Below are 4144 nucleotides of genomic sequence, written 5' to 3'. Positions count from 1 at the left end.
CAGCGCCTGACCATAGGATGTCGGCTCGACGCCGCGCTGGCTGCGGTCGAGAAGCCGCACCCCCAAGGCGTGCTCGATGTCGGCAATCGCCTTCGACACCACCGGCTGCGATATCGCAAGACGCTCGGCTGCCTTGCCCATCGTCCCGCATTCAACGACGGTCATCAGAATGCGGAGGTCGCGCAACTTGAGCCGGCGACCGATCTGCTCCGTCCCCTGCTTTTTCGGGGTCATAGACATGCGGCTATGAGACCATCCAAAAATCGATGTATCCAACTATCGCGAGAAGGCGCAGAGTTCAATCGCAAATTGAGCCCGCGGGGCTGATTGAGCCCAGCACGGCCGGTCACAAAGAACGGTACAGCCAGGAGGGCAGCCATGATCACCAAGCGTGCGTTCCTATCGACCGTCGCGATGGCAGGCACGGCGGCGATTGGTCTTAACGCCAGCGCCTTTCGACGAGCGCTTGCACAGTCCTACCCATCGCGAGTCATTCGTATCATTGTGCCGTGGTCGGCCAGCACGCCGCCCGACATCCTCGCGCGCATCGTCGCGACCGCGCTTTCGGAGAGCGAAGGCTGGAATGTGATCGTCGAAAACAAGCCCGGCGCCGTGGGGACGATTGGCCCCATGGCGGCGCTCAAGCAACCCGCCGACGGCTACACGCTGCTCTCAGTCGGCACGCCGCTCGCAGCAGTCCCGGCTCTCGTTCCCGATGCAAAATTCAAGCTGGAGACCGACCTGACGCCGCTTATCCAGATCGGCACAGCCTACAACGTCCTGGTGGTGAACCCGTCAGTTCCGGTCAATTCAGTGGCGGAACTCATCGCGTACCTAAAAAAGGACCCAGGCAAGTACACGTTTTCGTCGGGCGGCTTCGGTACACCCGCGCATCTGCTCGGCGAGTTGTTCAAGCTCGAGACCGGCGTGCAGGCAACACATGTGCCATATGCTCAATTTCCGCAGGCGATTGGGGACCTGATTAGTGGCGTAAACACCTATCAGTTCATCGCCATGATGCCGGTGGTGCAGCATATCAACACCGGCAAGCTCCGCGCCCTGGCCGTCATGGGCCACAAACGCGTTCCTGCGCTGAAGAACGTTCCGACAATCGCTGAGGCTGGGTATCCGAAGCTTGCCGCCGAGGATTGGAATGGTCTCATGTTGAAGACCGGCACACCGCCGGCAGTCACTGCGCGACTCAATGAGGCCGTCGACAAGGCGCTCAAGACCGACAAAGTGCGCGACGCGCTGGGCAAGCTCGGCACCGATCCTGGCGGCGGTACGCCGGAGGCGTTCGGCACGCTGGTCCACGCCGAGATCGCGCGCTGGTCCAAGGTGATCAAGGACGCTGGCATCAAGATCAACACATGACGGCCAGCGACTTCCGCGTGACACTGCTCGGGACTGGCGTGCCGATCCCGAGCCCGGACCGCTTCGGCCCCTGCACGCTGGTCGAGGCGGGCGACCAGAAGTTTCTCATTGACGCAGGCCGCGGCGCCACCATCCGACTCTATCAGCTCAATCTGCCGATCGGACGCATCGACGTGCAGCTTCTCACCCACTATCACTCCGACCACACCTCAGGCGTACCCGATGTGTGGCTCACCGGCTGGCTCGAATCATATTTTGGAACGCGCAACACGCCCTACCGCGTGATTGGCCCCAATGGCGCACGCGAACTGATCGAGAATTTGGAGCGGGCCTACGCGCGCGACATAAAAATCCGCGTCGCCGACGAGAAGCTGCCGCTATCCGGGATTGCGACTGACGTGACCGAATTCGATCGCGACGGCCCGGTCTATGAGAAGAACGGCGTCAAGGTGATTGCCTTCGAGGTCGACCACGGCGACGTGATCAAGCCTTGCTACGGCTACCGTTTCGAATACGGGGGCCGCGTCGCCGTGTTTTCCAGCGATACGCGCTATAATCACAATGTCATCAAGTATGGTGCCGGCGCCGACTTGCTGGTCCATGAGGTCGCGAGCGCGCGGCCGGAGCTCATGAGAGAAGCCTACGTTCAAAGAATTATCGGCCACCACACGACACCGCGAGTGGCCGGACTTGTCTTTGCCCAGACGAAGCCGAAGCTCGCCGTCTATACGCATATCGTTCTGCTCGGCAGCGAGTGTATTCCTCCGCCGACGCTTGACGATATCGTCGCTGAGACGCGTCAAACCTATGACGGGCCGCTGGCCGTAGGCGAGGACTTGATGGTGTTTGAGATCGGCGAGACGGTCTCAGTTCGCCAACTCCAGCCTTCCTCACCGTTCCACAGTAGTGCAAGTCCTGCATGACCTGATTGGCAGATGCGACTTCCGCTGCGAGTCACGACCGGAAGGGCTCGGATCGAGCACATAATTTCTGCATGGCGTCCAACAGCCGACATTTCCGCTTCGGCGAGGACCACATTCTCACCGGACACCCAACGGGTGCAGGTGCGCATCATCCCTGATCGTCAAGGTGGAGCGCGGTCCACGGGGGGACGCATTTAAGGCATATCATGGCGCCGATGCTGTCTCTCACCTGCCGCCGTGACTCAACTCCCGCGAAGAAGCGTGGCTGCACTTCTAAGGCGACGTGCACGCCGGCACGATCGGCATGCGATCGCGCCGCTTCTGGAGAATGAAATGACTTTTGCCATGCTGCGTTATTTTACTTGGCCCGCTCCTGAGGCCGGCTTATCTGGCCCGCGGCAGCCCAAGCTCCCTTATGGCCAACTCTGAAATTCCGACGGCATCGGTCGCGCCGCACTTGTGAACGTCGATGATCTTGCGCGCGACGCCTCGCACCACGGGTCGCCGCACACCAGGTTCAGCTGCTGCAGCGTCCGTCGATATACCAGTTCGAGCAATTGCTGCTCTTGCAGATTCAAGTCGCTGTTCTTGAGCAATCGCCGAATGGCCATCCTGGTTTCCCTATATTTCCTCGCCGGTTAACGCGGTTTTCTGCGCCCGAAGCAGTGCTCGCTTGGCACAACCGCCGGCAAAAACAAGATGGCGAGAATGGCCGGGAAACTCCCGTCAATTCAAAGGCAGCAGCACGGGTCATCGGCTGCCTTCCGGAATGGCTTGGCCACGGCGGCTTAAGGATGGACGATTCCAGAGTACGTCCATGATCCGAAAGCGGCGTCACTATCAATGGAAGGCAGAGGCTGACGCCGTCGATGTGGCCCGACTGATTCGCCCCTGTGGAGCATGTTTTCGCGTCCTGCCCCGTTAGCGGTGCCCTTCGCCGGTCGAAAACGGATTTCGAAAAACAGAATTTCCTGAGCTGATTCAATGGCGGAGCCGAAATCCGATCCTGACGTAAAAATTCCGCTTCCGTTTTTCCGAATAATATGCTTTTCTACCACCGTCCCGCCTCGATGAGAGGGGCGTACGCGTCGTCACGGACGTTGCGGCGGGATGCGATGGACGCGGCGGTGATGCAAGACGAGCTTCACCGGTGCGGACGGCAAAGGCGTGTGGTCCTGGCCTCCCGACGCTGAGGTCAAGCTTCGCGTGTACGACACGCGAGGTGACGGGGGCAAGAAAGCCCGGTCTCCGGGGAGAGCGCGCTATAAGCCGTAACACCATCGCGCAGGGAATGCCGGGATGATCCGGCTTAACCTGTGGTACCTGCCGCCTGCGTTTTTTATTGCAGGCGGGCCATGGGTGAGGCCGTCACCCGGCATTCCCTGCGCCCTCTCAATTTCCCGAGAGGGCGGACTTTTAGCGAAGCTCGGGCGCTCGCGCGCGCCGAGGACGCGGACGTGCGTTTTGCTGTTTGAAAGTTTGAATCGGAACGATGCCACGACATCGTCACGAGAAGTTCGCGCGACGGTACGGTAGCGCTGGGGCCGTGGAATATGTCAGCCCTTCTCAGGGCCGGGAAACAGCTCATCGATCCGTCCCCTCAGCCGATAGGCGACGAGGCCGATCCATTCGCGCACCGCCGTGTCGGTTCGGGCGAGGCCTTCACCGGCCATACCGGTGAAGGAGACGAGATCGTCGGATCCGCCGACGCGCCAGTCAACGGGATAGGGCTCGACCACAAAGCCGACCTTGCGAAACAAGCCGACCGAGCGCGGCATGTGAAACGCCGAGGTGACCAGCAGCCAATGCTCCCCGGGCTTCGGCGCGACCAGCGCCTTGGAATAGAC

The 4144-nt window shown here is 60.9% G+C and carries 4 protein-coding genes; 2 read left to right on the top strand and 2 right to left on the bottom strand.

The window, feature by feature from the left end:
• Positions 1–240 (bottom strand): LysR family transcriptional regulator (locus tag JOZ76_RS12340; protein WP_291698904.1); only part of this gene is annotated, 240 nt, incomplete at its 3' end.
• 138 nt (positions 241–378) lie between these two features.
• Between JOZ76_RS12340 and JOZ76_RS12335 the strand changes: the two genes are divergently transcribed.
• Positions 379–1374, top strand: coding sequence for a Bug family tripartite tricarboxylate transporter substrate binding protein (locus JOZ76_RS12335; protein WP_291698903.1), 996 nt, complete (start codon positions 379–381; stop codon positions 1372–1374).
• Entirely contained in the window at positions 1371–2297 is a 927-nt protein-coding gene (locus JOZ76_RS12330; protein ID WP_291698902.1) for an MBL fold metallo-hydrolase, read from the top strand. Before JOZ76_RS12335 ends, JOZ76_RS12330 begins: the two co-directional genes overlap by 4 nt.
• Before the next feature lie 1556 nt (positions 2298–3853).
• Here JOZ76_RS12330 and JOZ76_RS12325 read toward each other — a convergent pair.
• Positions 3854–4144 (bottom strand): YdcF family protein (locus JOZ76_RS12325; RefSeq protein WP_291698901.1); only part of this gene is annotated, 291 nt, incomplete at its 5' end.

This window comes from Bradyrhizobium sp. (assembly GCF_019244115.1).
In the GTDB taxonomy this organism is placed as follows: domain Bacteria; phylum Pseudomonadota; class Alphaproteobacteria; order Rhizobiales; family Xanthobacteraceae; genus Bradyrhizobium.
Note: the sequence above shows the minus strand (reverse complement) of the source record. Positions and strands in the feature narration are given on the sequence as shown.

Bases quoted from the DNA above. Each gene is read 5' to 3' on its own strand.
- JOZ76_RS12335 (WP_291698903.1), top strand. From the start codon at position 379: ATGATCACCAAGCGTGCGTTCCTATCGACCGTCGCGATGGCAGGCACG.
- JOZ76_RS12330 (WP_291698902.1), top strand. From the start codon at position 1,371: ATGACGGCCAGCGACTTCCGCGTGACACTGCTCGGGACTGGCGTGCCG.